The following is a 26,524-nucleotide window of genomic DNA, read 5'->3' as shown; positions in this document are numbered from 1 at the left end:
GACAAGTGAATGGAAAAAATAGTACAAGGATTATTGATTAGGGTATGAAGTATGTTGTAAGGTATGTTGTGGAACTAGAAGACGGTACTTTTGCTTTGTGCGGCTAACCAATAAAATAAATTAATATTTTTCTCAAAAGACTTGTCCTTTTTTTCAGCAGAATAAAGTTAATCTACGATGAAACGTTTCAATTCATACTTTGAACATTTGAAGGATCACTGGTGTTCCTTTAGTTGGCACGTCTTCTGTTTTCAACATAATTACTCCACTCTGTACCTCGTAGTTTTCCTTAGGTTGCAATACTCCGTTTATAAAAAGATTCATGTAGGATACCTTGCAAGGATCTAATATAACTTGCTTTCCTAATTCTTTGATTCCATCTTCTTCTTTATAAATTCTGCAATGTCCATTTGAAATTGTATAATACTCAAACACTTCCACTTTTTTAGGAAGGCGATAACGAACCTCTTTTGAAGGTATCATTGGGATTGTTAGAAGTGGCTTAGTTAAATTATTTTTACAAGTATTCTTTTCATTCTTCATTTTTTATTCGCCCCTAACCCTTTCTACATATCACCATTCAACATTTTATAAATAAGTTCTTCAAAATGTGCTTGATCTATGATTTTCTATCATGAATGTCTATACAAACAAAAACAAACTACATAAAATAATTAAAACGTAGAAAGGGGGGGTTAGATTGCCTCTTAAAATAATGAAACTTGCGATTACTGCAAATTCAACTGTTAACACGTCCCCAACTGTTGAAAGGTTCTTTAACGAAGTTGCTGCTACTGTAACAGGTGCAGGGTCTTTAACAATTGCTGTTGGGGACTTCTGGACTGATACGGGAGCAAATGCTACTACTCTTCCAGCTTTAGCAGCAGATAATAGTTACTTTAATGTTTATGTTAACGGTGCACTACAGATGGAAGATTTATTAGCCTATACTCCTGGAGGTACAGGAGTAGGACAATTAGTAATAACTGTTCCTGCCGGATCAACAATTGAACAAAATACTCCTATTGTTTTAGCTATTACAAATTTTGCCCCAACAAGCGATACAACTATTATTACGTAATCCCATTGGAGGCTTCTGAAGATATTTTATTCAGGGGTCTTTAATCGTTCCTTCGCAGTATGTGTCGAATGTACAGTACTTATCCTGTAATTCAGTAGCAACTTTCTTAATTTTTAGCCTCTGTTAAATTTTAATGTTGATTTTTCAATATAAAAATGGGAAACGCTTCCTTAGGGCGTTTTCTTTAAACAAAATTCAGTTAAATACCTTATCAATTTCAGGTCTGTCTTAGTCTAAAATCCAGTCATTGTATCTATTATAGATATCTATTATTGTAGCAGGTGAAGTTGCCAACAAATCGCAACCTCTGTCATCGTAAACATGAAAGATGGTTTTCCTATTGATGTTGATAAAGTAAATTCTATGGAAAATACTCGGTTTTAAAATCTAAGTCTTGATTACAAATTGCATTTAACAATGGAACATATTTAACTATTTATTCGTACTGTTCATGAATTTTCTCTTGAAACCATTTAAAAAACGAAAATCATTTTCAAAAATATGGTATATTCTAAATGAGAAATACTTATGAAAATATTAAGGATGGTTTTTATGGTAATTAACATAGCACTTCGTTTTATTTTAGAAGTATGTGCCTTAGTTTTTTTTACTTATTGGGGCTTTCAAAGTAGTCAAGGTATTCTAAAGAAGTTGGTATTAGGTATAGGCTCACCTATGCTTATAGCAATTATATGGGGCGTGTTTGGTTCCCCAGCTGCCCCAATACCAGCCCAAGTATTTCTTCGAATATTACTGGAATTATTAATTTTTGGTTTAGCAACATTAGCTTTATATTCTTCCGGAAAACCAACTCTAGCAATTATTTACGCAATTATAGTGGTGATAAATCTTATTCTGTTATACATATGGGATCAATAATAAAATCTACTTTGTCGCCTGGGAGACCAGACAGCAATTACACATATCTTTTGGGAATTTATTTTCTTCTCTTTTACTGCACTGTTTGTGTCAACTATAAGATATTTTTCTAGTACTAACATGGGCATTGGTTGATAAACAGAGATGTCTTTCAGGCAGCTTTTTCGGGCAGTATTTCATTAAGGAGCCTTGAATATAACCTAGGACTCTCTGTAACCATATCGTAAAATGTACTTGATAAGCAGATAAGCCGAAATAAAAGCCTGAGATACTTCTATCAGGCTCCACTTCGGTCACTTCATATGCTATGATTCAGTATTGTGAATGGTTTTACAGTGCTTCAGTCTCTTGGTTTGAGCGTTTATTTCCCTTATAGATGAAATAAAGGGCAATAAGCATAAATAGTAATGCAAAGATACGTTTACTATCTAATTCTATGACTAAGCTATTGAACCAACCAAAATGATCAATAATTAAACCAATTACTAGTTGGCCAGCTATACCAGAAATGGTAGTCCCAATGACCCCGATTCTCGGTACGGCCATGACAGTCAGAAGTAGATACATCGTGCCTAAAAATGCGGCACTCAATTGCCATTTCGGTGCATCTAGTAGGGCAAGCACATTTCCCTTACCAAAAAATAAAATGAAAATCGTGAGAAACATGGTTCCAGTGAGAAAGGTCAAAAGAGTTGTTTCGAGTGTTCCAGCTTTTCGACTCAACGAGCCATTTACAGATGATTGAGCGCTTAATGTAATTCCGCCTAAAAATGTAAATAAAATCATAAATAATCCCATCGTTGTATACCTCCTAGTTGATTAATATAAGTGCAATGATCATGGAAATAACGGCAAAAATCTTTTCTTTATTAATTTTAGTTTTTTTACTACCTAGCCACCCAAAATGTTCAATGACCATACTCATGATTAATTGTCCGATAATTACCGCAACCATTGTGATACCAACACCTACGTGTGGCACACTTATAACAATGGAGGTTAAATAAACAACTCCCAAGACACCACCAAGTAACGACCATTTAGGTGCTTCAAATGTATAGGAAATCCGCCCTTTACCAAAAAATAGCCACAATAACCCCATGATTAAAGAGCCCATAAAGAAGTTATAAAAACTTGTTTCTAATTGTCCAACCGTCTTTCCTAATTCAGCATAGATCGCTCCTTCAAAGCTAAGTGCTGCTCCAGCTAACAGAGCTAGTATATAAGATATAAAGCGCATAGAAAGTTTCTCCTCTTTTATATATTTGTTTATCTAGAAAAATAGATATAATAAAGCGAAAAAAAACAGAAATCAAAATAATTAGATCTCCGTTCTAAAATAATTCCCCATTTGTTGAATGAATTCTTCATTCCGCCTATAGTATGTCCATTGACCATGACGAATCGATTCAAGAAGACCAGCTTTTTGCATCATGTTTAAGTAGCTAGAAACCGTTGATTGAGAAACCTTGGCTTTTTCCTGAATATCCCCAACACATACTCCACCTTTATAACTTACCTCCTTTGGTAGATGGGCACCTTGTTTCGGGAAATGCTTCTCGGGTTCCTTTAGCCACGCTAGAATGTGAAGTCTTGTTTCGTTTGATAACGCCTTGAATACATCAATAGGTTCCATGTGTGTCATTCTATATCTAGATTTCCCGATATGTCAAACTAGAAGAAAAAAATACTCTTATTATAACTATAATCTGTTTTATTTTAAAAAGGTTTATATTGGAAATGAATCCATAAAGGTGAAACCTATGCCTAAACTTTTCGTAAAGTAAGTAAACATAAAATGAAAAGGGGTTGGGCTAATTAAATGTTAATGGAATTAAAGGATGCATTCTTTTTTTTATTGGATATTTTTAAAGGTGAACTTCCTGCACAGGATTTGTATTTACTCCTATTCATTTTGATTGTGACACCCATTGCCGAATCTATCCAAGAAAAAAGAAAACATTCAAGTAAAGGTAAAAGCACATTACTGATCTATTTAAAATGGATTCCTATCACATTTTTAGCTAGCTCCATTTATCTAACAGGTTTTTATTTTATTACCAATCTGTTTACAAAATCCTTTTTGACAGCAGAAGTGTTCCAGATGCAAGAAAATATCCGTTCCATGGCAATTATGTCTTTAACTATGTTGAGTATAGCTACTTTAATTATAGCTATCTGGAGGTTATATCCTTTTTTTATTGGAAAGAGGACCATTTTGATATTAATTATCAATGCACTAGTAATAGCCATAGGCGTATACGTCATTAATGGAACATGGTATGAGACTATCATAGTACCTTTATGGTTTTATGGATTAATAGGAGTAGTAAATACAGGGCTTATTAGTTTGATTCTGTTGGATGAGAAAGAAAAATTCAAAAGTAATCAATCCGATAATACACGTAGTAGAACGATTCTATGAAAAAGAAGGAAGATAAACATTGAGAAAAATAGTATTAATCTTATTCGTATCCATTCTTTTAACAGCTTGTAACTCTAATAAATCGGAATTAAGTATTAGCGAATTAGAAGTTGTACCAGATAAGGTACAAGATGCAATTGACTCTGAAAGTAGACTTCAGTTAATTAATGAAGGAGAAAAGACGGCTTATGTCGTTTTTCAGTCAAAAGGTAAAGTCATTACAGGGCTTGAGGAACAAGGGGATACATTAAAAATAAAGTTAAATGTACCGAAAGAAGATGATGATGTAGTCATTCAACATGTCTATAAATTAACGTTCAATGGTAAACCGAAAGAACTTCTTGTGTTAGTTAATGAAGAAACGATACCGTTTGATGTAGTTATAATTAATTGAAATATTTATAATGTAATTCATTTTATCGGAATTTATTTTTGGAATAGAGGGGATTTCATGCAGGATTTAAAAGAACTTTTATTGCTTGAGCGTACATACTTAGAAACGGTCTCACATCGAATGGATACTTCGTGGGGAACGTTATTTTATAATGAAAACCAACCAAATTATTATGACTCCAATCACGCTCACATTATCGATAAGTGTTTACATCCACAGTCAGTAGTAGATGAAGTCATCAGTTATTATCAATCTAAAAAGATTATACCTAGGTTCTATATCTATAATATTGAAGGCCAACAAAATCTCATCAATGAATTAAAAACAAGAAATTTTGGATATGAGGAATTGGTTAGTCCTATTCAATTGTGGAATAACCAAGTGATTAACATACAGAATAATAATAGAATTATGATTGAAATCGTTACAGCTGAAAATTATCAGGAAGCTGTAGAAGTGGAAAGTAGTATTACAGAGTTTGGAGGAAAAGAATCCATTGAGAAGGTCTTTAAAGAACAATTCAATCATCCTTCTTTTACACATTATCTTCTTCGGTACGATGGGATAGCCTGCTCAACGGCTTGCATTTTTGAAGATGGAGAACAAGCTCGAATGGAAAGTGTGGCTACATTGGAGGGATTTAGAGGGAAGGGCCTGATAGGTGAGTTGATACAATTTTTACAAAAAGAAGTGCAAAAGAGAGGGCTCAAAAAAATTTGGGTTTTCCCAATCAATGAATCCATAGAAAAAGTGTATGCGAAGTATGGATTTCAAACAGTGGCTAAATTAACGATGGGACACGCATTTCTAAGCGGGAAAAGTATTAGCGAGATCCGTGAATATGGTTTTAAAGTAATGAGTGAGTCAGACGGATGAGTCTTGCAGTCTATAAGATTGCTTTTCTTTATGCCAGTTTAAATGGGAGAGAGAGCTATTGAATGTAGATAAAGATTCTCTTGTAACTTTTATCATCATGTGGACAGTGCCTATTTTTATGGTAGCCAGAGCATACTGGAAGATGGATATGGACGATAAGAAATCAGTCATCTACGATTTCAGTTCAAGGCGTTTTATCACCACAATTGGCTTTATGGTAATGGCCTCCTTCTTGATGCATGTAGGGAATTTATTTTCCATAAGCACGATGAAAGTCATCGGTATTATTTTATTGATTTTGGGTGGGATTCTTTCCATTTTCTATACGTGGGTGGAAAGTAAAATGAAAAGTATATGCATACTTGTTTTATTATCAGTAATGATTTTCCTGAATGTCAGTTAGGATCTTCTTCATTGGCTGTTTTCGTAGGTCAAATTTATAAATGCTTATTTCAAAGGACTCTACAGAGGTTTAAGAATAAAAAAAACCTCGTTGTGAGGTCCATTCAAAAAGTTCTATTAGGAATTGATGAAAAGCTCATCTACTGTGGTATTCAATACAGTGGCTATGTCGAAAGCTAATTGTAAAGTGGGATCGTATTTGTCATTTTCTATGGCGTTAATGGTTTGTCTAGACACCTTACAGAGTTTAGCCAGTTCGTCTTGAGATAATTTAGCTGATTTTCTTAATGCCTTAATGTGGTTTTGCATTTAATCACCATACTTTTTCCTGTAAGTTAGTAATGTCAACAAATAGATAATTAGGATCAAGGTCAGAAACACCAATGGCGATATCCCATCTTGAGTATTCCCCAGGATCGTTCGATAAATGGACTCTGCAACGTCAATAATGAGCACAGCTGTGACTACAATAAATACATAGGATTGAGCTTTCGTGTTGATAAACTTCCTTCTTTCATCACCCTTTTTAGAAGATGATGCAACCAAAATCACAATTCCGCAAACTAACAATATGATTGAATACACAAGTTTAACCCAATCCATTTTAGTTTCCTCCTTATCAAAATGTAAAAAGAATTTGACACTTTTATTGTAGCACGGTCTTCAAGAATGTCAAAATGTTTTTACATTATTTGTGATTTCTTCAGAAACTATCATCCTCGAAATACCTAATCTCAAAAAGAGCTGCGAGTAATAGTCACTTTTATTGACTATCTCGCAGCTCTTTTCCATTTCATTATTTTGTTGAACTTTATTTTTCAATCATTAAGGTTTTGAATTAGGTTTTTGAAATCTGTAATTAATATCATGTTGAATAGTACCGTTTAAATTACTTTTAATATGTTCATGGGTTTCCTTGTTGATTTTGCCTTCATTGAGCTGTTTATCTAGTTGAGCAATCATCTCGTTTGATAAAAAATTAATTAAAGATTGTTTTGAAACGCCTTGATTTTCAGCAATTTCTGCCATAGACTTTCCTGCCTTGAATGAACTTGTATATTCTTGATCAGTTATGTTCAAAAAGCTATATAAACGATCGTAATTAGGTGTATATTCAAAAACAATCTTTTGATTTTGATTAGATAATGATTGAGCTTGTGCATTATTTGTAGTTGAGATAGTTAAGGAAAACAATAAAATAACAACACCTATTTTATATAACAACCGATAATCACTCCTTTTCATATATTTTTATCCTAATATTTTTTTTTATGTAAAGGGTTTTGAATCAGGAAAAGGAGAGAAAGAGTCTATCGTGTCTGTCAACAGTACCTGATCCGAAGGCGTCAACGGAACAAATCGATTCAACGAAAACTGAATTGTTCTTGTAAGATGTGCAAGTTTGAAAAGCATTATGGTATCCCGAAGAAGCAGACAAAGTCTAAACTGGATCTGATGACGATGGATGTTAGGGAGTATTTTGAAGGTGAATTTTAAAGTATTACATACTGAATGGAAGGCACCCTCTTAGGGCGCTCAGTTTGTCGACAAAAGGGCATCGACCTTTTTGAAAAAATTCCCTTAGATTAGTCATCCAACCTATACTCTTTTGCCCGCGAAATACTTCGAATATATAATAGATTTCACTTAATGAAAACGCAAAATGGATTGGAACGGAAGGTACGAGACTCCTGCGGGAAATGCGTGTCTAGGGGAGACACCGCAGGCGAAGCCGAGGAGGCTTCCCGACCGCCCGCGGAAAGCGAGTGCCTGAAGTGGAAATCAACGTTCACAATGACAAACACATTTTTCACCCGAGTTTGTCTACAGTCTAGGCAACCACTTAGGGTGCTTTTTTTGTTGATAGAGTATATGTCCGCTATATTAATAAGCTGCTTCCAATAGACAAAATGGACTGTAAGCGATAAAGCCTCAAACAGGATATTTGAGAATAAGTGAATTCTAATTTAGTATGAACGATACAGGGTTCTTTTGTAAGAATTAACGAGCTTTGGAAGTTCATAATAAAGGAGAGGTATTTGTTGAATCAATCTTTTCAAGAAGTGATACGCAATCGTAGTTCCATACGTCAATTTCTTTCTACACCCGTTGAAGAAGAAGTTCTTCGTGAAATTCTAGAGGATGCTCAAGCTACCCCATCGAATTGCAATACTCAGCCTTGGGATGTTCATATCGTTTCAGGTGCAAAGAAAGAAGAATTGAAGAAAGCCCTCTTACATACGAGAGAACAAGGGCAAATCACGCCTGATTTTACCTTTGATTTAAAAGATTATTATGGCCGCTATGCTGAACGACAAATAGAACAGGCCCAAACATATTATGGGGAATTGCAGATAGCTAGAGAAGATCATGAAGCTCGTCAAAATGAAGTGTTGCGCAACCTGACATTCTTCGATGCCCCGCATGTTGCGTTCCTATTCATGCCTTCATTTGGAGACAATGTACGTGTCGCTTCTGATATTGGCATGTATGCCCAGTCGTTCCTATTATCCTTGACAGCACGTGGGATAGGAAGTGTTCCACAGACCATCTTGGGATTTCACGCTGAAACGGTTCGCCAAGTATTAGGCGTATCCGATGACATGAAGTTATTGTTTGGCATTTCCTTTGGTTATCCTGATCAAGAAGCAAAAGTTAATAAGATTCGTGTGGGACGCGACCCTATTGAAACCAATGTAACGTTCCATACATGATCTAACCAGAAAAGGGCATAATCCAGTAGTATGGATTATGCCCTTTTAGACTTTATTTTCATGAATGCAAAAGAGATTTAAGGTAATCCACATGCTCCCGGTCTTTATCGAGGATTTTATGGACTAGATTCAGACTTTCTTCATCTAACTTATCTCTTACCAGCTTCTCAGACATTTTTATCCCGTATAGATTTTCCCCCTTGATCGCATGTTTTATGATTTCTTCCTCTGAATTGTAATTTTCCACTACATTTACAATGCCAGCTTCCATCTTACCGATTATGCCTTCACTCGTTACGGGTGTACCACCTAGTTTCTGAATTCTCTCTGAAATAAGGGTAGCATGATTTTTCTGGTCTTTTTGAATGGCAATAAACGAATCCTTCAATGTGGAATTTTGCAGTTTTTTAATAAAGCGTTCATAGGCGTGAATGCCCATGTATGAGCCCTGTAGGAATTTGTTCAGTGTCTTGATCGTAATTTCTTGATCCAATCCCATCACTCCCTTATATTATTCATTTTTATTATTCCATTTAAAGTAAGAAATATTACTTGGAGTATGTGGAAGGAGGATTACTCTTTGATTAGTAGAATAACTTACAGATAGAATGGGGGCTGACTGATGTCTATATTTATTGAAGAGTTGCAAAAAAGTGATGCGGAAAATTTGCTTGAATTTGAGCTTAGAAATAGAGTTTTCTTTGAAGAAACGGTACCCACTCGTGGAGATGAGTATTACATTCCAGAGATTTTCAACAAGAGGCTTGATGCTTTACTTGATGAACAACTTCAAGGAATATCGCGATTCTATTTAATTAAAGATAAAGAACATAGAATTGTAGGAAGAATAAACGTAGTTGATTATGATGAGAATCTAAAATCTTGTCATCTTGGTTACCGTATTGGTGAAGAGCATACTGGAAAAGGCATGGCCAGTAAGGCCTTAGCTTTATTAGTAGAATCCCATCTCGATCCAAAAATCGAGATCATCCAAGCAAAAACAACAACAAATAATATAGCTTCTCAAAAAGTGTTGGAGAAGAATGGATTTGAGAAGGTCGTTACTACTGGTGAGCCATTTGCGTTCAATGGACAAAAAGTAAACTTTATAAACTATACATGGACTAAGGAATAACAATAATAGAAGGAGGAATCCATATGGTGATGGAGGGAAGAAATGTGTATATAAGATCCATTAAAGATGATGATATGGCCAGTATTTATAGATCTTGTCAGGATGAAGAGTTTTTATATATGACCGGTACGAGTAAGTCATTTACTCTTGATGACATTATCAAAAGTTATCAACAGTTTAGCAGCGACCCCACACGGTATGATTTTGCCATTTGCCTATTGGAGAATGATGAAATCATAGGTGACCTAGCTCTCTTGGAGATTGATCAAGACAATAAAAAGGCAGGTTTTCGAATATCACTACATAGTAGAAATAACGTGAACAAAGGATATGGAACTGAAGCAACCCAACTTGCACAAACATTTGCTTTTGAGGAACTTACATTAAATCGTTTGCAAATAGAGGTATTCTCCCATAACATACGTGGGATAAAAGCATACGAAAAAGCAGGATTTAAAACAGAAGGGATACTGAGGCAATCCCTCTATTATAACGATACATACTCCGATGAAGTGATTATGGCCATGCTTCGAGAAGACTATTATAAGATTACATATATACAACAAGATCAATAATATGAAACCTTTGATTACCAATATATCTGACATTATGGGCATAGAATTTTTCCTAAAAAGAGGAGTGAATAAATGAAGACAAACGATGAAGCACTAAATGGTTCGTCACCTTGATCAATTTTAGTTTTATTAATCTTCTGGCTAAACGAATAGCATTCTTTAATGATGAAAATTGCAAACTGCATAGATTTATTGGGTTACTATAAAGTACTGTTCCCTTAACATTATAAAAACCCTGACAAAAAACTTAATCGAGTTTGTCAAGGTTAGTAAAGTTCGTTCATTAATTTACTCCATTAAAAAAGTACAACAATAAGAAAAATAAGAAAAGTACAAAGTAATAAGATTGTCTAGTTTTTTTGCTTTTTTGTTTTTTTTCAATAATTTGATATAAACATAACACAATCACTGCACTAATTAGAAAACCTTGTAATAATATCATATAAATAATCTGTCCTTTATTTTAATAGATTATAAGCTTCTTTCATATCTGCTTTAGCTGAGTTACTTGCACTATATATTTGATATGCTGCAATACCTGCAGAAAACCCCTCATCCCAAAAGAATCCGAAAAGAAAGAACAGAAAGCGAACCAACTGGCACATCATTTTAGTGAAAAAAGGAAAGGCATCGCCGCCCTACCCGATTCTTTATATGTAGCTATTAATTCCATACAAGGGGGGGACGGCCAACAATCCCTCTCTTTGTATGAATGGGCAATTCCTCACTATTGAGAAGTCACCGTTACAGATTAATCTTCTGAAGTATACTCCAGTATATCTCCAGGCTGGCATTCCAAGGCTGCACAAATCGCATCCAGTGTTGAAAATCTAATCGCTTTTGCTTTTTCGGTTTTGAGGATGGATAGATTGCTTTTGGTTACGCCGACTTTATCGGCTAGTTCATTTAATGACATTTTTCTTTTGGCCATCATGACGTCTAAATGTATTCGGATCATCGTGACCTCCTATATGGTAAGTTCGTTTTCCTTTGCGATTTTGATGGCTTTATTAAAGAAAACGCCAAGCAAAAGAATGAAGATGGATGAATATAATAAAGGGGTATTTACTGAATAAACAATATCAAGATTTCCATGTGTCAGATGAATCCGTGGCGCCACTTTATTAGCTACATAGACTTTAGGGATATTACTAACTAAAGAGCTGATTAACATAATCGTTCCAATCGTGAAAATGGCTTTTGCATTACTTCTGACAAATAACTGTCCATTCCCCGTATTTCTAAATAAAACCTTGAAATTCCAAAACATAACCGCAGAAAATACTCCGCCAATCCCGAATAAAATACCCTTCATCAAAGCAAGATATGGGCTAACCTCCGTTAAATGAAAATCAAAAACGCCTATATGCATTTGAAGATTACCTTTTTCCTGTAAAATGCTAGAATCAATGCTGACAACTGATATAGCCGCTATTACTAGAAATAGAATGACGACGGTAATCCAAAATAACATGTTCATCACAAAAGAAAGAATAAGATACATATTTGTTTTCTTCATAAAGTAACCTCCTAATGATTTCTAGTCATAATTTACCATGATAGGAAGTTAAAAACAATAATTATTTATTGTTTATCGATAAAAAATTATTGTTTACTATACTTGTCTGTGAATTTTCTCCCATTCTTTCTATGATTCTAGCCATTTTCATTAAGTATTTTACTTATAGGGGATATCATTGTAAAATTTAAACAAGTGAAATAATTATTATATTCGTGATAACCAAGGGGGGCGACCATATGAAAAAAGGAAAAGTGATGAACTCATTTTTGGAAGCGGTTTCAGATATCGAGGATGGTTCGGTTATAATCGTGGGTGGCTTCGGACTTTCGGGCATTCCGGAGTATGCCATCCAGGCTCTGAAGGAGCAGGGAACGAAAGATTTGACGGTTGTCAGTAACAATTGTGGCGTCGATGACTGGGGTCTTGGGCTGTTGCTTCAGAATAAGCAGATCAAGAAGATGGTGTCCTCTTATGTGGGGGAAAATAAAATATTTGAACAGCAGTATTTGAGCGGGGAGTTGGAAGTGGAATTGACGCCCCAAGGCACATTGGCTGAGCGGATTCGGGCTGGAGGAGCGGGCATTCCCGGTTTTTATACAGCTACGGGCGTCGGCACACCCATTGAAGAAGGCAAGGAAACGAAGGTGTTTGATGGCAAGAAATATCTATTAGAAAGAGGAATTGTCGGGGACTTCGCCCTAGTGAAGGCATGGAAAGCCGATACGCTCGGGAATCTTGTGTACCGCAAGACAGCACGAAACTTTAATCCACTTGCGGCAGCGGCCGGAAAGATCACGATTGCGGAAGTGGAAGAAATCGTCGAGCCAGGTGAGTTGGACCCGGATGAAATTCATACACCAGGCATTTATGTGCAGCGGATCTTGCTTGGGACGAATTATGAAAAACGAATCGAACGGCGGACGGTTGCACAAGGATAAATTATAGGGAATGGGGTGTTGATAATGAAGGATACACGTATGGTTATCGTAAAAAGGGCGGTTATGGAAATAGAAGATGGCATGAATGTCAATCTGGGCATTGGTATGCCGACACTCATTGCCAATGAGATTCCGGATGATTTCAATGTTTTGCTTCAATCGGAGAACGGCTTGCTTGGCATTGGTCCGTATCCAGTCGAAGGGGAAGTGGACCCGGATCTGATCAATGCGGGGAAAGAAACGGTCACGGCCGTTCCGGGATCGACCTTTTTTGATAGTGCAGAGTCGTTTGCCATGATTCGCGGCGGCCATATCGACCTTGCTATTCTTGGGGGAATGGAAGTGTCTGAGACGGGGGACTTGGCCAACTGGATGATTCCCGGGAAAATGGTCAAAGGAATGGGCGGAGCGATGGACCTCGTTAACGGGGCCAATCGGGTAGTCGTGATCATGGAGCATGTGAACAAACACGGAGAGTCGAAGATTAAAAGAGCATGCACCCTGCCCTTGACTGGACAAAAGGTGGTACACCGATTAATTACCGATCTTGCCGTGTTTGATTTTACCCCTGAGGGAATGGTGCTGATCGAGATGCAAGGAGATGTTTCCATAGAAGACGTGCAAGAGAAGACGGAAGCCCATTTTACTGTCTCGCCGGAATGTTTGGCTAGAAACTAAAAGGTTGGTGTTGTAGCTCCATCCTAATTTTCTCTTTGCACGATAAAGGGAAGATTAGGATTTTGCGTTGTAGGAAGGATCTTCTGACCGCCCCACCCAGTCTTGATGCAAAGATTGGAGTGGAAGGTGTGAAGACTCCTGCGGGAGGTGAGGGTCAGGTGAGACACCACAAGAGCGCGAGCGCTGTGGGGGCTCACCGCCCGCCCGCGGAAAGCGAAACACCGGGAACGGAAATCGACCCCCTTTTTGATTGTCAAGCAGGTTTTAACTCCCGCCCCACCCAGTCTTGATGCAAAGATTGCAGTGGAAGGGTTGAAGGCTCCTGCGGGAGGTGAGGGTCAGGTGAGACACCACAAGAGCGTGAGCGTTGGGGGCTCACCGCCCGCCCGCGGAAATCGAAAGACCTGGAATGGAAATCGACACCCTATTGAAAAAGAGGACCGCAATGAATGATTGCCATCCCTTTTTATCACTAAGGTCAAAAAAACCGCAATCTATACGAAAACAGCTTGTACGAAACATTTGCACGGAAGATAGATCTATGATATTATTATCTCGAATTAAAAATATTTTAAATAAGAACAACCATTATTTTTTATATAATATCTCGAATTAAAGATAAAATTTTTACGATGAAAAGGGGAGAAAGCTGATGAATCACATTAAAGGAATTCACCATGTAACAGCCATTACAAGCAGTGCAGAAAAAAACTATGAGTTTTTCACATTCGTACTTGGCATGCGTTTGGTCAAGAAGACGGTGAACCAAGATGATATTCAAACGTACCACTTATTCTTCGCCGATGATAAAGGAAGTGCCGGGACGGACATGACATTCTTCGATTTTCCGGGCATTCCAAAAGGGACGCATGGTACCAATGAGATTTTCAAAACGGGATTCCGCGTTCCGACAGATGCTGCCCTTGATTATTGGGTCAAGCGCTTTGACAAGCTACAGGTGAAACATACAGGCATTCAGGATCTTTTCGGGAAAAAGTCTTTATCATTCGTGGATTTCGACGACCAACAGTATCAATTAGTCTCAGACGAGTTGAATGAGGGAGTGGCTTCTGGAACACCATGGCAAAAGGGGCCGATTCCACTCGAGTTTGCGATTACAGGATTGGGACCGATTCATGTCCGGGTTGACCAATTTGACTATTTTAAAGAAGTGCTGGAGAAAGTCATGGCATTCCGTGAAATCGCCAAAGAAGGAACCTATCATTTATTTGAAGTCGGTGAAGGCGGGAATGGGGCACAAGTCATCGTCGAGCATAATACGTTCTTGCCACGTGGACGCCAAGGCTTCGGTACGGTGCACCATGCAGCCTTCCGGGTGGAAGATACGAGCGTGTTGAAGGAATGGATCGATCGTATGGAAAGTTTCGGATTCGGTACTTCCGGCTATGTGGACCGTTTCTTCTTTGAATCGCTTTATGCACGGGTCGCACCTGGCATATTGTTTGAATGGGCTACGGACGGTCCAGGGTTCATGGGCGATGAGCCATATGAAACAGTGGGTGAAATCCTTTCCTTGCCTCCGTTCTTGGAGCCGAAGCGTGAACAAATCGAGAAGATGGTCCGCCCAATCGATACGGTTCGCAGTACGATGAAGATGGAGAAAGAGTACTTGTAAGCAGTTCTGTTCACACCATGTGCATGGAGTACGTGTACATGGTGTGTTTTAAAAAAGAAGAATGTTGAGCAAATGGGTTAAATCAGTTTGTTTGAACTATGTGCTCAGTATTCATCTAAAATAGGGAGGAAATGAAGATGAAAAAACAGACGGCAGGGATTCACCATATAAGCGCCATTGTCGGCCATCCGCAGGAAAATATAGATTTTTATTCAGGTGTACTGGGCTTACGCTTGGTGAAGCAAACGGTAAACTTCGATGACCCGAGCACGTATCATTTATACTTCGCTGACGGAGGGGGAAATCCGGGGACCATCATTACCTTTTTCCCTTGGCCCAATGCTCGTAAGGGGCGGATTGGCGATGGACAAGTGGGTGTGACGTCATACGTCGTGCCAACAGGGGCCCTTGATTTTTGGGAAAAACGGTTACGGAAATATGATGTGGAGTTTGAGAAAGTGACGCGCTTTGGCGAAACGTTTTTACAATTTGACGATCCACATGGGCTTCACCTTGAACTCGTCGCTCGTGAAGCGGGCGAAGGGAATGCATGGGCAGTCGATGATGTGACGAGGGAAGTGGCGATAAAGGGATTCGGAGGCGCGACCCTTTATTCAAGTGCACCGGATGAAACGGCCGCTACATTAACGGATGTGTTAGGTCTGGAAATGATGGGTGTTGAAGGCGATTATACACGGTTCAAAGCTTCAGCTGATATCGGCAATATCATCGATTTGAAAATGGTCACAGGAAACCGAGGTACAATAGGTGCCGGTACCGTGCACCATATCGCATGGCGTGCGAACGACAAAGCCGACCACTTGGAATGGCAAGAATATGCAATGAATCATGGACAGCACGTGACCGAAGTGAAGGACCGCAACTATTTCGATGCAATTTATTTCCGTGAATCAGGAAAGATTCTATTCGAAATCGCGACCGACCCGCCAGGTTTCGCGATTGACGAAAGTCCTGAAACGATGGGGACGAAACTTATGTTGCCGCCACAATTCGAGCAACAACGTGAGGATCTCGTACAATCATTGATTCCCATTCAAGTACCACCCAATAAAATGAAATGATAAGGAAAGGGAGAATATAGAATGAAGCATATCTTTAAACCAGGAACGAATCCGAATAAACCAGTCTTACTGCTTTTACATGGAACGGGCGGGAATGAAAATGACTTGCTTCCGCTAGCTGACATCGTCGATCCAGAAGCTTCTATACTAAGTGTAAGAGGGAATGTATCGGAAAACGGGATGCCCCGATTCTTTAGACGTTTGGCGGAGGGGATTTTTGACGAAGAGGATTTGATTTTCCGTACGAATGAACTGAATCGCTTCCTCGATGAAGCGTCCACTACCTATGACTTTGATCGTCAAAATATCATTGCAATCGGCTATTCTAATGGAGCGAATATCGCAGCGAGCTTATTATTTCACTTTAAAGACGCCTTGAAGGGAGCAATTTTACATCATCCGATGGTGCCAAGACGTGGAATCGCTTTACCTGATTTAACAGGTACGAACGTCTTCATCGCAGCCGGAGTCAATGACCCGATTTGTCCACAGCAAGAATCCATCGACCTTAAAGAATTACTAGAAGCGGCACATGCCTCGGTCGATGTACAATGGGAGAACCATGGACATCAATTAACGATGAATGAAGTGAATGCCGCGAAACAGTGGTATCAAGAAAAATATTAATCAATCAAGAAATCCACCTACGATTTGTATGGTGGATTTTTTGTGTTTGGCCTATTATTGCCCTCTATCCCTATCTGAAATTATATGCGGAGAGGGTATAAAGTCTTAGTGATATTCGTGGATGAGTGAGTATTATATCCTGGTCAATCGGGTAATTAGCATATTTATCCCTATTTATCTCCCTGACTATCTTCCTTATAATTATATAATATGAAAAATATACCAATATTAATGAGGTGTTTCTTTTGGAGATAGAACAGGAGAAAGCTCAGATTTATTTTTTACAAAGCACCGTCCCCCTTTTCCTACAGAGGGATGAGCCGTTATGACGATCTTTGAAGCGAAGCCATTGAAGTCGGCGGTCAAGTCACGGGCCAAGCAATATGAAGAGCTATTGGGGCAAGTAGAGACACTGAAAAAGGAATTCCAGGGAATCGTCGACTTGGATGAAGAACTGGCCGGATCCGGGGCTACAGCCATCAAGAACTTTTACCGGGCACAAGTAGAGGTGGCCAATGCCTGGATCGAATTATTCACTACACAGATCAGCTTTTTAAAAGGCATTCCGGCGATTTTGGAAGATGCAGACTTATCCGGCGAGACTGTGGTCGAGGTGCCCTTTTTAGAAGGAGAAGTGACCCATGGCCTCACCAATGCCAAATCCATGGTGAACCAGCAGTCCACCGATCTCCAAAAGATTTTTCAGACCATTGATGATATCCTTCCACTAAAGGTGTTCGATCAAGAGGATTTTCATGAGAAAATAGAAAAGGCGGAAAAAGAAAAGAACGATACCATCAAGAAAGTGCAGGAAGTAGATCATAAATTAGTAGAAGAATACCAAGTGAGCGAAGCACAGGAAAGCGTTGCTGTTAGCCTTTTCCAAGCCTTACTTGAAGCCACGAGTCAGGATGGCACCGTTTCCCCGATGAACTTCAACCAAAGCGCCTTTCAAGCGAGTGAAGCTTATCAAGTGAAGGATGAAGTGGCCGAGAACATGCAAGGATACCGGGACTTCAAGAAGCAAGAAGAAGAAGCGCGGAAACTCGAAAAGGAAATGGAAGAACTCGAGAAACGCCCATGGTATGAAAAAGCTTGGGATGCGACAAAAACCTTTACAGGGGAAATCACGGGGTATTATGATTCAGTAAGAGCGACAACGGGAGTCGATCCCGTCACAGGCCGTAAACTCTCCGAAGCCGAACGAATCGCCGCGGGTGCGATGGCCGCTGCCGGATTTATCCCCATCGTTGGTTGGGCTGGGCGTGCTATCAAAGGCGGAAGTGCGATTTATAAAACAGCCAAAACAATGAATGCTGCAGAGCATGCAATGAGTGCCTATAAAACAGCTGATTCAATGAAATGGATGGCTCAAGCCGAAAAAGGACTCTATGGTCTAACCAGTGCGAACGAAGCAAATGGCTATTTAACCGGAAAGGACCTCTTAGGCAATGAATATTCCGGAGGAGAAGAAGGTTTCACCCTCGCAGGTATAATTGGCCTGGGCAGTGTCATGAAGAATGGTAAAGGAATTAATGCCAGTATTGGGAGTACAAGTAATCCTCCAGGTAGAAATGGTGCATTTAATGAAGCGAAAAGAGATGCTAATATTCCAAGGTCTCAACAACCTGAAAAAATTGAAAGAGTGCCTATGCGTTCTGCAGAACATGAAGGCGGGCATGTCATCAAAGATAGCAAAGGAAAGGTTGTAATGACTAGAGAATACCATTATACAAATAACTCTGGGGAGAAGATAATAATTCAAGACCATAGAGCAGGTCATGTAAAAGGTGGGCAAGGACCGCATTATAATGTTAGACCTGCGGATAAACCTCGTACTGGAAAAGTAGAAGGTACAAAGGAACATTATCCCTTTAATTAAATTAGGTGGTGTAATTTATGTGGCATAAAGTTTTAGAAAGAAATCAATTTATTTCTAGTTTATATCATGAAGTTCCTAAGCTTATCGATGTACGTATCGTTGGTATTAAGATAACCGATGAAGGTAGAAGAGTATCACTACATTTCAATATGCCAAAATTTGCAGATAATCCTCCTGCAAAATGGAGAAAATCAGGCTATAATGCTGTGTTTGTAGAACTTGATTTTTTTGATATACAAGAGTTGAAAGTGAGTTATAGTAAGGAAAACTTGATGGGGAATATTACTCTTGAAAAAAATGAACAAGATAAATTCAAAGTTCATATCACTGGCGCAGTGAATATGGAATTGGTGGCGGATATTGGTATCATTCAAACGGTAAGTGGTTACATAGATAATTTACAGGGTGAAAACACTTACTAATAGGATAGAATAAAGTTTGTGTAGCTTAGAGACCTAGATTGAGGATAGCAAAAAAGATTCGTAAGACCATTGGTGAAAATATTCCAGTGATTAATCCAGCATAGTGGGAAGTGAGAATTTATATGGAATATACGGCTCTTGTTAAAAGGCTAGACCCACAAATTGAGGAAGAAGTGACAATTGAGATTGAGGGTATTGAATTTACAGGATTCGCTTTTATTTGTCCTTATAAAATTGAAGTAGGAAAAAGTTATCCTGTATCAATAGGGTTTACAATCTTAAATGAGTTAATAATTCGTGAAATCCAGGGAGAGAAGAAAGAAATAGAACGTATTGGTTTGGGTTATGAGTATTATATAAGAGGTTTGTTACATGAGGATAAAGTTGATGCGGTATTAGATTTTACTGACGACGATGAGTATTTCTCAGAGTATCCTGAATTGATAGATAAATATATTGAAATAAAAGTTGACAGAATAAGTATAGAATTTTTAAGGACAACTACTGATTAAAAGGAGAAGAAATTTAATTTTATATAGCATCATTACTCACAATAATCATATAGCTAGCTTGAAAACACTTGATTGCCATTTCAGGCATCAAGTGTTTTTTAATGAGTTAGACAATATAAAATGCTTATGAAATTCATAACTCATGATGATTGTACCTTCAAGGCATTCCGTTATAACACTTGCAGTTAACTTTCTGAAGCCGAACGAATCGCCGCGGGTGCGATGGCCGCTGCCGGATTCATCCCCATCGTCGGCTGGGCAGGGCGTGCTGTCAAAGGCGGAAGTGCGATTTATAAAACAGCCAAAGGATTCAACGCTGCAGACCATGCATTGGATGCCTATAAATCAAGCAAAGGCCTGGATGTCCTCAAACAAACTGAATACGGTCTATATGGATTAACCACCGCCAACGGACTCAACGAAGCCGTCACCGGCAAGGACATGTTTGGCTTGAATACTCAAGAGGTGAGATGTTATGTTGTCTTCTAACAAACTAAAAGAACCAGTTTTTCAGTTCTTGGCCGGAACTTTTCATCAAGATATTGATTCTCCAGAAGTGGCATTACAAGAATTATTAACAGAAGAAAGTATAGAATATCTAGAATCTGCTGTTGTCTTTTTAACAGATTTTATTAGAAGTAGTAAGTATTCAGATATTCAAAAGAATGAATATATTCAAAGTTGTGCAGATGGTGTATACTTTCCTGCTCTTGATTTACAACCACTTCAGTGGCTCTATCAAGTAATTGAACAAATAAAAGAAGCTGTTAAAGAAAAATAACAACTATATCCCGGATAACGGACACTAATAAAAAAGTGCCTAGTTGTTCGGGATTTTCTATATCGAAAGAGAACTCTTTATAAATTAATTTATATACGAAAAGTGGGCGCAAATAAAAAAAATCTCATTATCATATCCATTCGATCTTTCTAAACTTTTAATGCCGAACGAATAGCAGGAGCAGCGAAGGTCGCAGACAAAATGGCAAACGGCACAAAGTTCATCCCCTACAGCAAAGAATATGTACAAAATCAAGTCCAGAAAGCTAAAAGGCCAATCAAGGATATGGGCAAGGCCATCGGGAAAGTGGAAGTGCCAACAGGAGTTAAGGTTAGGGCAGTAGCGGATACGACTGGAAATACTTATAAATCTATTGGGTTGGATAAGACGACGATAAAGGATCTTGCGCAGAAGATAACGGCGAAGAATCGTTCTTCTGTAAACCAAAAAAGGGCTGATGAAGCTATGGTTGAAGCAATTAAAAAACTACCATCCTATACCAGAAAGCCTAACCAACCTAGAAATTATAAAAATAAGGAACGTAATGAAGACGGTACTACATTATATACTTTTATTTCAACCAAAAATGGGAAAGAATATGAAGTTATTTATGACAAAGTTGGCTTTCCAATCTTTAATTCCAAATATGATGTTTTCTTACCAGAAAAATATTTTTTAGATACAGATGCAGTTCAGTTTGATTATTTGTCTAAAACCTTATCTGAAGAAGTTACTAAGAATCCTGAATTAGCAAAAAAATTCACGATGGAAGAATTAGAGTTTATAAAAGAAGGTAGAGTTCCAAAAACACTGACTTGGCATCATCATCAGGAATCAGGCAGAATGCAAGTCGTCGATTATTTTGAACACCAAGCGTCTGGACATACTGGTGGAAGAGCTATATGGGGCGGTGGTGAGTCAGGTAGAAAGGGAATTATAAAAAAAGAGATTTTGGAGAGTGTTACATGGGAGTGAAAAAGTGGTTGTTTGTAGAGGATGAAAAGCCTGTTGAGAGTGTGATTGCTTTGGTTGAAAAAGCTTTTGGGATAGAGTATCCTGAAGATTACAAAAAGTGTATTATGAAATATAATGGAGGGTTTCCACATCCTAATATCTTCAATTTTAAGGATGGGAGACAGGGAGTATTTAATGATTTGATTAGTTTTACGGATAAGGATTTAAAAATAGAAATGTTTTATGAACAATTCTCTAATCCAGTGTTAAAAGGAATTGTACCTTTTGCTAGAGATCCATTTGGAAACTACTTATGCTTTGATTTTCAGGAAAATTATTCTTCCCCTAAAATAGTCTTTCTCAATCATGAGGAAGAAGGCGAAGTCGCATTATCTATTATCTGTGATACATTTAGTGATTTGATAAATGAATTGTATTCTTTAGAAGATATAAAATAGAAAAGAGGGAGTATATGGAATATAATTTTGAATTCACTTATAGGAAAATAACCATAAATGAAATTGAAAACTTCGAAAAGAAATTCAATATAGTATTACCGAAGGAATTCAGTAGATTTCTATTATCTAATAACGGTGGCAAAGCAAAAAATAGAAGATTTCAAACAAAAGATTTAAAGATTACTTCTTCAATTATGTTGTTTTTCCCCTTATCAGATGAAATAGATGAAAATCTAGAAAATAACTTTATTAAATATAACGAGAAAAAAATAGTACCTGCGAATTTTCTTCCTATAGGTTTAGACCCTGCCAACAGTTTAATCTGTTTATCTATAGATGGAGAACAAAAAGGTAAAGTATATTTTTGTGATATGGATTATTATGAAGAAGATAATGAGTTGAAAGAGGAATTTATTAAACCAATATCAGATAGTTTCAAAGAGTTTATGGATAACTTATTTGTTACAAAATAAAAGAAGTTTAATACTTAAAAAACGTCCTAAAAGATCCGCTGAAATAGGGAAGGAATCAGATATTACTTCGTTAACCATCTAACCCTTAACACAAAATAACAACATCTAAAAAATATCTTAAGAGAGATTTAAACCTTGATGACTAGTCGTTATTCAAGGTTTTTTTATCTATTTCTATTCAATATCTATAACCTATCTGGCCGAACGAATCGCTGCAGCTGCGATGGCCGCCGCCGGATTCATTCCGGTCGTCGGTTGGGCAGGTCGGGCTGTCAAAGGCGGAAATGCCGTTTGCAAAACCGTGAAGGGACTCAACGCGCTGGATGCCTATAAATCTACAAAAGCCATGGACATCCTCAAGCAAACCGAAACCGGCCTCTATGGACTATCTGCCAACGGACTCGGCGAAGCCGTTACCGGCAAAGACATGTTTGGCAACGAACTCACGGAAGAACAGAGCCAAACCAGCCTGATGACTGCCCTTGGTATTACCGGTATAGCCGGCGCAGCGAAGGTCGCAGACAAAATGGCAAACGGGACAAAGTTCATCCCCAACAGCAAGGAATTTGTACAAAATCAAGTCCAGAAAGCCAAAGACTCGATCAAGGATATGGGCAAGGCCATCGGGAAAGTGGAAGTGCCAACTAGAGTTAAGGTTAGGGCAGTAGCGGATACGAGTGGAAATACTTATAAATCTATTGGTGTGGATAAGACTTCGATAAAGGATCTTGCGCAGAAGATTACGACGAAGCGTGAGGGTAGTAAGGGGATAGAAAAAGGAAAAAATATTAAGGACTATAAAAAGATATTCTTTAATGTAAGGGTATTGTGGTAGTTCATCTTGCTATAGAAAAACAGATGTTAAAAAGACATCCAAATTTATTTTCAACCTATTGATAGATCAGATTATAGGGGCTCAGGTTCAACGTTTGGACATAAACTAAGGCCTTATCCTGATGGAACAAAGGTTAAATATAAAATAACAGATGACTAATACTACAATTCTGATTATGAGAGGAGAAAAAAATGAGTACATTAAATAATGAACTTTGGGAAGAAATTTACGAGATGTTAGAAAAATCAAATAAAAAAATTGTAGTAAATATGAGTGATAAAGGGAAAGGCAAGAACACTTTAGATAGGCTACAAGTAACATCAAACTCGGTATTAGGTTCAATAGCATACAATACAACTGGAATTATAGTTGATAATTGGGTGAGAATACTAGGAGCGGATAGTGAGAAAAATAGGGGGCTACTTTCATACAATGAAATGAATGAGTTAGGTATTGCTAATAAAATTGAGAAAATGTTAATTATTGCGGATGATGTTGTTGGTGGAGTTTTTGCTTTGAATGCAGGCAGATTCTCCGAGGGAGTAGGAGATGTTTGGTATTTTGCTCCTGATACATTAGAATGGGAGTCATTAGAATTCAAGTATGCTGAATTTTTGGCGTGGGCTGTGAATGGAGACATACATGAATTTTATAGTGACATGAGATGGAAAGCATGGGAAAAAGATGTGAAGAATGTTCAATTTGACGAAGCTATACTCATTTACCCCTTTTTATGGTCAAATGAAGTACAGCTGGAAACCGCAGAAAAAAAAGTAGTTCCAGTAGATGAACTTTTAAATATTAATAAAGAATATAGTGAAAAATTTAAGTTGAACCTATAAAAAAATTAAAAATTGAATCGTCCAAACTAAGCTGTCCAGTTAAGTCTGGAGGTTCAGTTTTTAATTTATTGAGGAAAGATGCCGTTAAGTATAAGAAAACGATATAAGATACTCAATGATATTGCTTTTAGGCTGGGAGAAAATAATCAAGCTATCGGAAATATAAAATTATTCATAGAATTAGATACTTGTGACAGTTGTAGTAGAGTTATAGCAGATTTTTCTTAAATATAAAAATATTAAGTTAGAAATACTTCATAATAATGGTAATGGGGTTATAAAGTAATGGAGAGTAAAAAATGAAAGATTAGGAGTATGATGAATTGTTTGAGGCGATTCAAGAAACGTATGAAGAATTACTAGAAGAAGATAGAGGATACAGGTATGCTATCGCAAAACTGGCAGATGAATTTAATAACTTGGGTAAGGTAGAAGATGTAATTGTTGATACTGCTATTGGAGAAATTGCACTTAACCATGATAAGGTCTTTGTTGGGCGAATTGAGGGAATAATCAAAAGATTAGGTAATCCTTTAAACGCACACGGTGAATTAACCGAAGATGAAATTAGTAATTTATCGAACCGAATAAATAAAGTAATAGATGGTCTTAGAAATGTAGAAGTTGATTATAATTCATCCGCAGAATAGCGGGGATTAATAGGGAAGGTTATATATACCATAAATACTTATGATTTTTGTAACTGTTTTAGTTATATCGAAAATATAGGGTAAAGTGGCCCGCTATTAGATGACATAACACTTAAAACGTATTACTTTACAGGTAAGTTTAAAAAATAGTTTATTACTTAAACCTAAATATTTTCTACTGACTTACTTGGATAAAACTAAGAAAAGCACTTTATAGCCTTTTAGGCAACAAGTGCTTTAAAAGACATGTTCGGAAACGAACTCACTGAAGAACAGCGTCATAACAGCCTGATGATAGCCTTTGGTATCACCGTAGTTGTTGTGGAAGTAAAGCAGCGGATAAAATAGCAAGTGGAACGAAATTTATCCCCTACAGCAAGGAATTTGCGCGAAATCAAGTCCAGATATCCCATCACTCGATCATGAATATGAGCAGGGTCATCCGAAAGCGAAAGTGCCAACTGGTTTAAAGTTTTGGCAAGTAGCTGTAATAAACCTTGAATGGTTAATTTAGGGGGTTATTTGAAATGATTGATGTATCTAAAATTCCCAATATCATAAAAAAACCATCAGCAAGTGATATTGAAATTCAGGAAGTGGAAAATAAAATGAATAATGTATTCCCTAATGTATATAAAGATTTATTGCATTTTTCAAATGGCTTTTCCATCGGTGGTGGTTTGCAAATATACAGTACTGACGAGATTTTAGAAAGGAATCAAACGTGGGAAGTAGCTGAATATGCAAAGGGTTTTATAGCTGTTGGTGACGATGGAGGTGGGAATGTATTTTTGATGTCTCAGTATCGGGAAGAGAAAAAAGTTTTAGTTATTGATTCAGGAGATATGAATCCAGATCATGCTTCAATTGTTTCGGTTGATCTAATTAAATGGATTAATAGTGGGCTTTTAAGAGAACAAGACAATGAAACAAGCTTTGAACAACCAGAACGATGTCATATAATACTGACTACTGCTCCTATGGGTGGTTTAAAAGATTTAGTTAAAATAAAGAGTGGATTAAATCTTGATATCTCTACTTCTGATTTGTTAAAAGGTTCAAAAAACCTTCCATTTGTAATAGTTGAAAATTTCCCATTTGGTAAGGCTACAAAATTAATTGAAAAGTTAGGTCCATTAGGTACAGTGTTACATGTTACTCCAGTAGATGTGAAATGATTGATGAATATCAAATTTGAATCTGTGGCCTCGATTTGATTAAGCCTTTTGAGTTTCATTATTAAAAATATCATTTAAGAAGAATAATGATTCAATCGTGTCATGTTAACATTCATTACTTTTAGATATAAAAGGGATAAATAGGTAGGTATTTATGATATGGAAAAGAAATATTTAAATCCTCAAGCATTGACTAGTATATTTGGAAATATACCTGTATTCGAAGGTGCAGAGCTAGTAGATATTCAGCTTAAAAGAGATGGCCCCATTTTATTTATGACTTTAATGACGAAAGAAGAAGTTAAAACTAAGCCAAAGCGTTGGGACCACTGGGATGTGGTTTATATTCAACTATCATTTTTAACTATTCGTAACTTAGATATAAAAGGGTGGGGCAATGATAATATAGTTACTCAATTTGAACTTTCAGATAACATGGAGAATAATTATTTAGAAATAAAAGGGAATAATGGGTTGCGAATAAATACGAATTTTGAGTGGGTAAATGTAGAAAAGGTTACTCCTGGCTTAATAGGGTTACCATAACGATTCTGTGAAATAAAAAAAATATAA

At 37.3% G+C, this 26,524-nt stretch carries 37 protein-coding genes and 2 pseudogenes; 28 read left to right on the top strand and 11 right to left on the bottom strand.

Features of this window, described 5'->3' with window-relative positions; all coding sequences use genetic code 11:
- Positions 1–192 precede the first annotated feature (192 nt).
- Positions 193–543 carry a DUF4183 domain-containing protein gene (locus ACIQXN_RS02405; protein ID WP_402961372.1) on the bottom strand — a complete coding sequence of 117 codons (351 nt, stop codon included), beginning with the start codon at positions 541–543 and terminating at the stop codon, positions 193–195.
- Positions 544–700: 157 nt separating this feature from the next.
- On the opposite strand from ACIQXN_RS02405, the gene ACIQXN_RS02400 reads away from it, so the two are divergent.
- A complete protein-coding gene (locus tag ACIQXN_RS02400) occupies positions 701–1,081 on the top strand; it encodes a DUF4183 domain-containing protein (RefSeq protein WP_402961370.1) in 381 nt (126 codons plus the stop codon).
- A gap of 228 nt (positions 1,082–1,309) precedes the next feature.
- Here the strand turns inward: ACIQXN_RS02400 and ACIQXN_RS02395 are convergent.
- Positions 1,310–1,508: pseudogene (locus ACIQXN_RS02395) on the bottom strand (DUF3885 domain-containing protein); the annotation flags it as partial.
- A 125-nt stretch (positions 1,509–1,633) separates the two neighbouring features.
- Between ACIQXN_RS02395 and ACIQXN_RS02390 the strand changes: the two are divergent.
- Positions 1,634–1,960 carry a YrdB family protein gene (locus tag ACIQXN_RS02390; protein WP_402961368.1) on the top strand — a complete coding sequence of 109 codons (327 nt, stop codon included), beginning with the start codon at positions 1,634–1,636 and terminating at the stop codon, positions 1,958–1,960.
- Positions 1,961–2,290: 330 nt separating this feature from the next.
- On the opposite strand, the gene ACIQXN_RS02385 is transcribed toward ACIQXN_RS02390, so the two are convergent.
- The 3 genes from ACIQXN_RS02385 to ACIQXN_RS02375 form a co-directional block, all read right to left on the bottom strand.
- Entirely contained in the window at positions 2,291–2,758 is a 468-nt protein-coding gene (locus ACIQXN_RS02385) for a DMT family transporter (RefSeq protein ID WP_402961366.1), read from the bottom strand.
- 13 nt (positions 2,759–2,771) lie between these two features.
- On the bottom strand, positions 2,772–3,200 hold the full coding sequence (locus tag ACIQXN_RS02380) for a DMT family transporter (RefSeq protein WP_402961364.1): 429 nt from the start codon (positions 3,198–3,200) through the stop codon (positions 2,772–2,774).
- An 81-nt stretch (positions 3,201–3,281) separates the two neighbouring features.
- Complete coding sequence (locus ACIQXN_RS02375; RefSeq protein WP_402961363.1) at positions 3,282–3,596, bottom strand: ArsR/SmtB family transcription factor; 315 nt, start codon at positions 3,594–3,596, stop codon at positions 3,282–3,284.
- 186 nt (positions 3,597–3,782) lie between these two features.
- Between ACIQXN_RS02375 and ACIQXN_RS02370 the strand changes: the two genes are divergently transcribed.
- The 4 genes from ACIQXN_RS02370 to ACIQXN_RS02355 are packed head-to-tail and all read left to right on the top strand — an operon-like array spanning position 3,783 to position 6,058.
- A complete protein-coding gene (locus ACIQXN_RS02370) occupies positions 3,783–4,385 on the top strand; it encodes a hypothetical protein (RefSeq protein WP_402961361.1) in 603 nt (200 codons plus the stop codon).
- A 19-nt stretch (positions 4,386–4,404) separates the two neighbouring features.
- Positions 4,405–4,779: a peptidylprolyl isomerase gene (locus ACIQXN_RS02365; protein ID WP_402961359.1), complete on the top strand. Its 375-nt coding sequence runs from the start codon at positions 4,405–4,407 to the stop codon at positions 4,777–4,779.
- Between the two features lie 57 nt (positions 4,780–4,836).
- Entirely contained in the window at positions 4,837–5,655 is an 819-nt protein-coding gene (locus ACIQXN_RS02360) for a GNAT family N-acetyltransferase (protein WP_402961357.1), read from the top strand.
- 58 nt (positions 5,656–5,713) lie between these two features.
- A complete protein-coding gene (locus ACIQXN_RS02355) occupies positions 5,714–6,058 on the top strand; it encodes a hypothetical protein (RefSeq protein ID WP_402961355.1) in 345 nt (114 codons plus the stop codon).
- 116 nt (positions 6,059–6,174) lie between these two features.
- Here the strand turns inward: ACIQXN_RS02355 and ACIQXN_RS02350 are convergent, their stop codons facing one another.
- From ACIQXN_RS02350 to ACIQXN_RS02340, 3 genes are all read right to left on the bottom strand, one after another.
- Positions 6,175–6,366 (bottom strand): helix-turn-helix transcriptional regulator, encoded by a 192-nt coding sequence (locus ACIQXN_RS02350; protein ID WP_402961353.1) that lies wholly within the window; start codon positions 6,364–6,366, stop codon positions 6,175–6,177.
- The gene (locus ACIQXN_RS02345) at positions 6,367–6,660 is read right to left on the bottom strand and encodes a hypothetical protein (RefSeq protein ID WP_402961351.1); all 294 of its coding nucleotides are present in this window, start codon (positions 6,658–6,660) and stop codon (positions 6,367–6,369) included.
- 222 nt (positions 6,661–6,882) lie between these two features.
- Entirely contained in the window at positions 6,883–7,302 is a 420-nt protein-coding gene (locus tag ACIQXN_RS02340) for a hypothetical protein (RefSeq protein ID WP_402961349.1), read from the bottom strand.
- Between the two features lie 797 nt (positions 7,303–8,099).
- Here ACIQXN_RS02340 and ACIQXN_RS02335 point away from each other — a divergent pair.
- On the top strand, positions 8,100–8,771 hold the full coding sequence (locus tag ACIQXN_RS02335) for a nitroreductase (RefSeq protein ID WP_402961346.1): 672 nt from the start codon (positions 8,100–8,102) through the stop codon (positions 8,769–8,771).
- Positions 8,772–8,829: 58 nt separating this feature from the next.
- Here ACIQXN_RS02335 and ACIQXN_RS02330 read toward each other — a convergent pair whose 3' ends face one another.
- Positions 8,830–9,264: a DUF2383 domain-containing protein gene (locus ACIQXN_RS02330; RefSeq protein ID WP_402961344.1), complete on the bottom strand. Its 435-nt coding sequence runs from the start codon at positions 9,262–9,264 to the stop codon at positions 8,830–8,832.
- Positions 9,265–9,393: 129 nt separating this feature from the next.
- Here ACIQXN_RS02330 and ACIQXN_RS02325 point away from each other — a divergent pair, with 129 nt between their 5' ends.
- Positions 9,394–9,906, top strand: coding sequence for a GNAT family N-acetyltransferase (locus ACIQXN_RS02325; RefSeq protein ID WP_402961342.1), 513 nt, complete (start codon positions 9,394–9,396; stop codon positions 9,904–9,906).
- Between the two features lie 23 nt (positions 9,907–9,929).
- Entirely contained in the window at positions 9,930–10,481 is a 552-nt protein-coding gene (locus tag ACIQXN_RS02320; RefSeq protein ID WP_402961340.1) for a GNAT family N-acetyltransferase, read from the top strand.
- 751 nt (positions 10,482–11,232) lie between these two features.
- Here the strand turns inward: ACIQXN_RS02320 and ACIQXN_RS02315 are convergent.
- Both ACIQXN_RS02315 and ACIQXN_RS02310 read right to left on the bottom strand, forming a co-directional pair.
- Complete coding sequence (locus ACIQXN_RS02315; protein ID WP_402961338.1) at positions 11,233–11,439, bottom strand: helix-turn-helix domain-containing protein; 207 nt, start codon at positions 11,437–11,439, stop codon at positions 11,233–11,235.
- 9 nt (positions 11,440–11,448) lie between these two features.
- Complete coding sequence (locus ACIQXN_RS02310) at positions 11,449–12,000, bottom strand: DUF2975 domain-containing protein (protein WP_402961336.1); 552 nt, start codon at positions 11,998–12,000, stop codon at positions 11,449–11,451.
- Between the two features lie 239 nt (positions 12,001–12,239).
- Between ACIQXN_RS02310 and ACIQXN_RS02305 the strand changes: the two genes are divergently transcribed.
- The 19 genes and pseudogenes from ACIQXN_RS02305 (at position 12,240) to ACIQXN_RS02215 (ending at position 26,497) form a co-directional block, all read left to right on the top strand.
- Positions 12,240–12,941 carry a CoA transferase subunit A gene (locus ACIQXN_RS02305; protein WP_402961334.1) on the top strand — a complete coding sequence of 234 codons (702 nt, stop codon included), beginning with the start codon at positions 12,240–12,242 and terminating at the stop codon, positions 12,939–12,941.
- Between the two features lie 24 nt (positions 12,942–12,965).
- Positions 12,966–13,619 (top strand): 3-oxoacid CoA-transferase subunit B, encoded by a 654-nt coding sequence (locus tag ACIQXN_RS02300; RefSeq protein WP_402961331.1) that lies wholly within the window; start codon positions 12,966–12,968, stop codon positions 13,617–13,619.
- 652 nt (positions 13,620–14,271) lie between these two features.
- Positions 14,272–15,255, top strand: coding sequence for a ring-cleaving dioxygenase (locus ACIQXN_RS02295; protein ID WP_402961329.1), 984 nt, complete (start codon positions 14,272–14,274; stop codon positions 15,253–15,255).
- A gap of 137 nt (positions 15,256–15,392) precedes the next feature.
- Positions 15,393–16,337, top strand: coding sequence for a ring-cleaving dioxygenase (locus tag ACIQXN_RS02290; protein ID WP_402961327.1), 945 nt, complete (start codon positions 15,393–15,395; stop codon positions 16,335–16,337).
- 21 nt (positions 16,338–16,358) lie between these two features.
- Complete coding sequence (locus tag ACIQXN_RS02285; protein ID WP_402961325.1) at positions 16,359–16,964, top strand: alpha/beta hydrolase; 606 nt, start codon at positions 16,359–16,361, stop codon at positions 16,962–16,964.
- Positions 16,965–17,289: 325 nt separating this feature from the next.
- Complete coding sequence (locus ACIQXN_RS02280) at positions 17,290–18,846, top strand: T7SS effector LXG polymorphic toxin (RefSeq protein WP_402961323.1); 1,557 nt, start codon at positions 17,290–17,292, stop codon at positions 18,844–18,846.
- Between the two features lie 17 nt (positions 18,847–18,863).
- Complete coding sequence (locus tag ACIQXN_RS02275) at positions 18,864–19,268, top strand: Imm50 family immunity protein (protein WP_402961321.1); 405 nt, start codon at positions 18,864–18,866, stop codon at positions 19,266–19,268.
- Between the two features lie 122 nt (positions 19,269–19,390).
- Entirely contained in the window at positions 19,391–19,780 is a 390-nt protein-coding gene (locus ACIQXN_RS02270; protein WP_402961319.1) for a hypothetical protein, read from the top strand.
- 189 nt (positions 19,781–19,969) lie between these two features.
- Positions 19,970–20,245, top strand: a pseudogene (locus ACIQXN_RS02265) (T7SS effector LXG polymorphic toxin); the annotation flags it as partial.
- A gap of 10 nt (positions 20,246–20,255) precedes the next feature.
- Positions 20,256–20,561, top strand: a complete 306-nt coding sequence (locus ACIQXN_RS02260; RefSeq protein WP_402961317.1) for a contact-dependent growth inhibition system immunity protein — start codon at positions 20,256–20,258, stop codon at positions 20,559–20,561.
- 201 nt (positions 20,562–20,762) lie between these two features.
- Positions 20,763–21,536 (top strand): HNH endonuclease, encoded by a 774-nt coding sequence (locus tag ACIQXN_RS02255; RefSeq protein ID WP_402961315.1) that lies wholly within the window; start codon positions 20,763–20,765, stop codon positions 21,534–21,536.
- A complete protein-coding gene (locus ACIQXN_RS02250; RefSeq protein ID WP_402961313.1) occupies positions 21,527–21,973 on the top strand; it encodes an SMI1/KNR4 family protein in 447 nt (148 codons plus the stop codon). The genes ACIQXN_RS02255 and ACIQXN_RS02250 overlap by 10 nt, the downstream gene beginning before the upstream one ends.
- 14 nt (positions 21,974–21,987) lie before the next feature.
- A complete protein-coding gene (locus ACIQXN_RS02245) occupies positions 21,988–22,446 on the top strand; it encodes an SMI1/KNR4 family protein (protein WP_402961311.1) in 459 nt (152 codons plus the stop codon).
- A gap of 223 nt (positions 22,447–22,669) precedes the next feature.
- Positions 22,670–23,281 carry a hypothetical protein gene (locus ACIQXN_RS02240; protein ID WP_402961309.1) on the top strand — a complete coding sequence of 204 codons (612 nt, stop codon included), beginning with the start codon at positions 22,670–22,672 and terminating at the stop codon, positions 23,279–23,281.
- Positions 23,282–23,472: 191 nt separating this feature from the next.
- Entirely contained in the window at positions 23,473–24,123 is a 651-nt protein-coding gene (locus ACIQXN_RS02235) for a DUF2625 family protein (RefSeq protein WP_402961307.1), read from the top strand.
- A 78-nt stretch (positions 24,124–24,201) separates the two neighbouring features.
- On the top strand, positions 24,202–24,351 hold the full coding sequence (locus tag ACIQXN_RS02230; protein WP_402961305.1) for a deaminase domain-containing protein: 150 nt from the start codon (positions 24,202–24,204) through the stop codon (positions 24,349–24,351).
- A gap of 95 nt (positions 24,352–24,446) precedes the next feature.
- Positions 24,447–24,773, top strand: coding sequence for an Imm3 family immunity protein (locus ACIQXN_RS02225; protein WP_402961303.1), 327 nt, complete (start codon positions 24,447–24,449; stop codon positions 24,771–24,773).
- 527 nt (positions 24,774–25,300) lie between these two features.
- The gene (locus ACIQXN_RS02220; protein WP_402961301.1) at positions 25,301–25,951 is read left to right on the top strand and encodes an SMI1/KNR4 family protein; all 651 of its coding nucleotides are present in this window, start codon (positions 25,301–25,303) and stop codon (positions 25,949–25,951) included.
- A gap of 159 nt (positions 25,952–26,110) precedes the next feature.
- Positions 26,111–26,497, top strand: a complete 387-nt coding sequence (locus tag ACIQXN_RS02215) for an immunity 50 family protein (RefSeq protein ID WP_402961299.1) — start codon at positions 26,111–26,113, stop codon at positions 26,495–26,497.
- Positions 26,498–26,524 lie beyond the last annotated feature (27 nt).

The sequence above is a fragment of the Peribacillus sp. NPDC097295 genome (assembly GCF_044761665.1).
GTDB lineage: Bacteria > Bacillota > Bacilli > Bacillales > DSM-1321 > Peribacillus.
Note: the sequence above shows the minus strand (reverse complement) of the source record. Positions and strands in the feature narration are given on the sequence as shown.

Bases quoted from the DNA above. Each gene is read 5' to 3' on its own strand.
- ACIQXN_RS02220 (WP_402961301.1), top strand. From the start codon at position 25,301: ATGATTGATGTATCTAAAATTCCCAATATCATAAAAAAACCATCAGCA.
- ACIQXN_RS02240 (WP_402961309.1), top strand. From the start codon at position 22,670: ATGGCCGCCGCCGGATTCATTCCGGTCGTCGGTTGGGCAGGTCGGGCT.
- ACIQXN_RS02285 (WP_402961325.1), top strand. From the start codon at position 16,359: ATGAAGCATATCTTTAAACCAGGAACGAATCCGAATAAACCAGTCTTA.
- ACIQXN_RS02325 (WP_402961342.1), top strand. From the start codon at position 9,394: ATGTCTATATTTATTGAAGAGTTGCAAAAAAGTGATGCGGAAAATTTG.
- ACIQXN_RS02235 (WP_402961307.1), top strand. From the start codon at position 23,473: ATGAGTACATTAAATAATGAACTTTGGGAAGAAATTTACGAGATGTTA.
- ACIQXN_RS02340 (WP_402961349.1), bottom strand. From the start codon at position 7,302: ATGAAAAGGAGTGATTATCGGTTGTTATATAAAATAGGTGTTGTTATT.
- ACIQXN_RS02290 (WP_402961327.1), top strand. From the start codon at position 15,393: ATGAAAAAACAGACGGCAGGGATTCACCATATAAGCGCCATTGTCGGC.
- ACIQXN_RS02390 (WP_402961368.1), top strand. From the start codon at position 1,634: ATGGTAATTAACATAGCACTTCGTTTTATTTTAGAAGTATGTGCCTTA.
- ACIQXN_RS02310 (WP_402961336.1), bottom strand. From the start codon at position 12,000: ATGAAGAAAACAAATATGTATCTTATTCTTTCTTTTGTGATGAACATG.
- ACIQXN_RS02320 (WP_402961340.1), top strand. From the start codon at position 9,930: ATGGTGATGGAGGGAAGAAATGTGTATATAAGATCCATTAAAGATGAT.
- ACIQXN_RS02245 (WP_402961311.1), top strand. From the start codon at position 21,988: ATGGAATATAATTTTGAATTCACTTATAGGAAAATAACCATAAATGAA.
- ACIQXN_RS02375 (WP_402961363.1), bottom strand. From the start codon at position 3,596: ATGGAACCTATTGATGTATTCAAGGCGTTATCAAACGAAACAAGACTT.
- ACIQXN_RS02255 (WP_402961315.1), top strand. From the start codon at position 20,763: ATGGCAAACGGCACAAAGTTCATCCCCTACAGCAAAGAATATGTACAA.
- ACIQXN_RS02270 (WP_402961319.1), top strand. From the start codon at position 19,391: ATGGAATATACGGCTCTTGTTAAAAGGCTAGACCCACAAATTGAGGAA.
- ACIQXN_RS02215 (WP_402961299.1), top strand. From the start codon at position 26,111: ATGGAAAAGAAATATTTAAATCCTCAAGCATTGACTAGTATATTTGGA.
- ACIQXN_RS02315 (WP_402961338.1), bottom strand. From the start codon at position 11,439: ATGATCCGAATACATTTAGACGTCATGATGGCCAAAAGAAAAATGTCA.
- ACIQXN_RS02405 (WP_402961372.1), bottom strand. From the start codon at position 543: ATGAAGAATGAAAAGAATACTTGTAAAAATAATTTAACTAAGCCACTT.
- ACIQXN_RS02250 (WP_402961313.1), top strand. From the start codon at position 21,527: ATGGGAGTGAAAAAGTGGTTGTTTGTAGAGGATGAAAAGCCTGTTGAG.
- ACIQXN_RS02345 (WP_402961351.1), bottom strand. From the start codon at position 6,660: ATGGATTGGGTTAAACTTGTGTATTCAATCATATTGTTAGTTTGCGGA.
- ACIQXN_RS02300 (WP_402961331.1), top strand. From the start codon at position 12,966: ATGAAGGATACACGTATGGTTATCGTAAAAAGGGCGGTTATGGAAATA.
- ACIQXN_RS02260 (WP_402961317.1), top strand. From the start codon at position 20,256: ATGTTGTCTTCTAACAAACTAAAAGAACCAGTTTTTCAGTTCTTGGCC.
- ACIQXN_RS02380 (WP_402961364.1), bottom strand. From the start codon at position 3,200: ATGCGCTTTATATCTTATATACTAGCTCTGTTAGCTGGAGCAGCACTT.
- ACIQXN_RS02385 (WP_402961366.1), bottom strand. From the start codon at position 2,758: ATGGGATTATTTATGATTTTATTTACATTTTTAGGCGGAATTACATTA.
- ACIQXN_RS02230 (WP_402961305.1), top strand. From the start codon at position 24,202: ATGCCGTTAAGTATAAGAAAACGATATAAGATACTCAATGATATTGCT.
- ACIQXN_RS02350 (WP_402961353.1), bottom strand. From the start codon at position 6,366: ATGCAAAACCACATTAAGGCATTAAGAAAATCAGCTAAATTATCTCAA.
- ACIQXN_RS02305 (WP_402961334.1), top strand. From the start codon at position 12,240: ATGAAAAAAGGAAAAGTGATGAACTCATTTTTGGAAGCGGTTTCAGAT.
- ACIQXN_RS02295 (WP_402961329.1), top strand. From the start codon at position 14,272: ATGAATCACATTAAAGGAATTCACCATGTAACAGCCATTACAAGCAGT.
- ACIQXN_RS02370 (WP_402961361.1), top strand. From the start codon at position 3,783: ATGTTAATGGAATTAAAGGATGCATTCTTTTTTTTATTGGATATTTTT.
- ACIQXN_RS02360 (WP_402961357.1), top strand. From the start codon at position 4,837: ATGCAGGATTTAAAAGAACTTTTATTGCTTGAGCGTACATACTTAGAA.
- ACIQXN_RS02275 (WP_402961321.1), top strand. From the start codon at position 18,864: ATGTGGCATAAAGTTTTAGAAAGAAATCAATTTATTTCTAGTTTATAT.
- ACIQXN_RS02280 (WP_402961323.1), top strand. From the start codon at position 17,290: ATGACGATCTTTGAAGCGAAGCCATTGAAGTCGGCGGTCAAGTCACGG.